Source organism: Candidatus Synechococcus spongiarum SH4, assembly GCF_000586015.1.
GTDB classification, from domain to species: domain Bacteria; phylum Cyanobacteriota; class Cyanobacteriia; order PCC-6307; family Cyanobiaceae; genus Synechococcus_B; species Synechococcus_B spongiarum_F.
This window is the reverse complement of the sequence record NZ_JENA01000199.1, coordinates 1-2,975: the sequence shown is the minus strand read 5'-3', so window position 1 is coordinate 2,975 and position 2,975 is coordinate 1. Positions and strand designations below refer to the sequence as shown.

Sequence of the window (2,975 nt, the reverse complement as noted above, 5' to 3'; positions counted from 1 at the left end):
GCTTCCGTTGGAACAGCGGCATCTTTCTGTTTCGCGCCGGGGTGATGGTGGGGGAGTTGGGGCGTTGCGCGCCCGACCTGCTGCAGGCGGCCCGTGCGTCCCTCCAGCAGGCCCGTACGGATCTGGATTTTCTCCGCCTGGAGCCGGAGGCGTTCCGCCGCTGCCCCACGGTGTCCATCGACGTGGCCGTGATGGAGCAGACCCGGTTGGGCAGCGTGGCCCCCATGACAGCGGGCTGGAGTGACGTGGGCAACTGGAGCGCCCTCTGGCGGGAAGGGGAGCAGGATGAGCAGGCCAACATCCTGTATGGCCGCGTCCTCCATGAAGACGCACGCAACTGCTACCTTCGCAGTGAACACCGCCTGGTGGTGGCTCTGGGCCTGGAGAACCTGGTGGTGGTGGAAACCGACGACGCTGTTCTGGTGGCCCGACGGGACCGGACCCAGGCGGTGAAGCAGGTGGTGGCCCGCCTTCAGGCTGCCGGGGCCCGGGAAGCCCAGGCCCACCAGCGCATCTATCGACCATGGGGGCACTACGACACGGGGGTGGAGGGGCAACGCTGGCAGGTGAAGAAAATCCACGTGAAGCCGGGCTGCGCCTTGTCGTTGCAGATGCACCACCATCGCGCCGAGCACTGGGTGGTGGTGCAGGGCACGGCCCGGGTGGAACGGGACGGGGACACCCTGCTGCTCAGCGAGAACCAGAGCGCCTATATCCCCCTGGGCTGTCGTCACCGACTCAGTAACCCCGGCCGCATTCCCCTGGAGATCATCGAGGTGCAGAGCGGACCCTATCTGGGGGAAGACGACATTGTCCGCTTTGAGGATCACTATGGACGCACATCGGATTGAGCCGGTCCTGGTGACGGGCGCCGCCGGTTTCATCGGCTTTCATCTGAGCCGGGCCCTGGTGCAGGCCGACGTGCCCGTGGTGGGCCTGGATAACTGCAATGCCTACTACTCCCCCCAACTGAAACGGGACCGCCTGGCCCAACTGCAACCCTGGTCCCGGTTCCGGTTTGTGGAGATGGATCTGGCCCAGGGGAAGGATTGTGCGGCCCTCTTTGCCCGGACCCGTTTCCGTGCGGTGGTCCATCTGGCGGCCCAGGCCGGGGTGCGCTACTCCCTGGAGAATCCCGCCGCCTACATCAACAGCAACCTGGTGGCCTTCGGCCATGTGCTGGAGGGCTGCCGTCGCCAGCAAGTTCCCCACCTGGTCTATGCCAGCAGCAGTTCGGTCTACGGCGCCAACCGCAAGCTGCCCTTTGCCGAGACGGATCCCGCGGACCACCCCGTGAGCCTCTACGGCGCCACAAAAAGGGCCAATGAACTCATGGCCCACACCTACAGCCACCTGTTCGGGCTGCCATGCACCGGCCTGCGCTTCTTCACGGTCTACGGCCCCTGGGGCCGACCCGACATGGCCTACTGGACCTTCACCCGCAAAATCCTGGCGGGGGAGCCGTTGCAGGTGTTTAACCATGGGCGCATGGGGCGGGACTTCACCTACGTGGACGACGTGGTGGACAGCCTGGTGCGTCTGTTGCCCCAGCCGCCCCAACCCGGGACTCAACCCATGGACGAGCCGCCCACGGCGGCCGCCAGTCATGCCCCATGGCGCGTATTCAATATCGGCAACCGGTCCCCGGTCCCCCTGCTGGAGTTCATCCGGCTGCTGGAGGAGGCCCTGGGGAAAAAGGCTGTTGTGGAGTTCCTGCCCATGCAGGCCGGGGACGTGCAACAGACCCATGCCGACGTGTCCGCCCTGCAACAGGCCGTGGGCTTCCAACCCGGCGCCAGGCTCCGGGACGGCCTGGCACGATTTGTGGCCTGGTACCGGGCTTACCACGGCTGCTGATCCCTCCCCCGGCCACCATGGGACTCCGAGGGTAACATTTGAAACGTACTCGTCCGTTGCAAAAATCATGTGAAAGGCTATTGTGTGACAAAGCATGGCAATCATGGAAGACAAAAGACTCCTCTCCAGACTCCTCTCCGGCGGATCCGGCCCGGACGTTGACGGGCGGGCGCCAGGCCGTGGACACGGTTGGCGTTGGGCATGGCCGGCATTTGCCGGCGCCATTCTGCCTGCCGCCGGCCTTGTTTTCCTGCCGCTGCCGGCAATCTTCCCAAGCCATGCACAGGCAAGTGAGGCAAGTGCGGTGATATGTGACTGGAGTTACAGAAAGTACAGATACGATAGAAAAGACTGGAATAGAATATGGGATCAATACATAATTGACGGTAATTCCGAGGCAGATCGCCTGTGGTGTGCAACTCGCCTGCAAAAGAAACAAGAAGAGGACGAACGGAAAGAAAGACAGGCAAAGGAAGCACGTGCCGCAGCAAGGAAGGCCCAGTGTGACGCTAAGTACCAGAATCTTGGGATCGGTGGTCCAAGAGTGTCTTTCATGCCTGCCAGCCGTAGCTCAACAAGGATCAACGAAGGCTCAGGGTACACCGCGATCATAAGCAGCGTTCCTCCACCTTGCTTCGAAGACATCAACGTGAAGTACAGCATAAGCGCCGGCACCGCCACGGCGAACAGTGATTTCATTCCGGCCTCCGGTACTCTGTACATGTCTGCTGCGGGCAACACCGGCCAGGTGGGCTTGCGTGTGAACATCATTGACGACAGCCTCCTCGAAGACGACGAGACGGTGATCCTGACCCTGCTCCCAGGCGAGGGCTACGAACTCGGCACGCAGCAGAAGCTTGGCGAGCGGAAGACCATGACCGTGACCATCGCCGACGACGATACGCCCCGCCCGTCCTTCGACGGCGATGACCAGTTGGTCAGCGAGGCGGCGGGCACGGCCAACGTGACGGTGAACGTTTCCCCGCCGCCCCCCAGCGCCACCACCCTGAACTACACCGTGGGCGGCACGGCCACGGCCGGCAGTGACTTCACCGTTACCAACTCCGTATCCATGCCCGCGGGCGCAACGAGTGTGACCATCCCCGTGACGATCACCG

Annotated in this window: 3 protein-coding genes; all 3 read left to right on the top strand. The window is 63.4% G+C overall.

The window, feature by feature from the left end; all coding sequences use genetic code 11:
* A partial coding sequence (locus BG35_RS0108315; RefSeq protein WP_025782463.1) for a mannose-1-phosphate guanylyltransferase/mannose-6-phosphate isomerase occupies window positions 1-851 on the top strand: 851 nt, incomplete at its 5' end.
* Window positions 832-1,857 (top strand): NAD-dependent epimerase, encoded by a 1,026-nt coding sequence (locus tag BG35_RS0108310; RefSeq protein ID WP_034418032.1) that lies wholly within the window; start codon window positions 832-834, stop codon window positions 1,855-1,857. The genes BG35_RS0108315 and BG35_RS0108310, both read left to right, overlap by 20 nt.
* A gap of 553 nt (window positions 1,858-2,410) precedes the next feature.
* Window positions 2,411-2,975, top strand: a 565-nt coding sequence (locus BG35_RS13740) for a Calx-beta domain-containing protein (RefSeq protein WP_236619838.1), incomplete at its 3' end; no start/stop codon positions are given.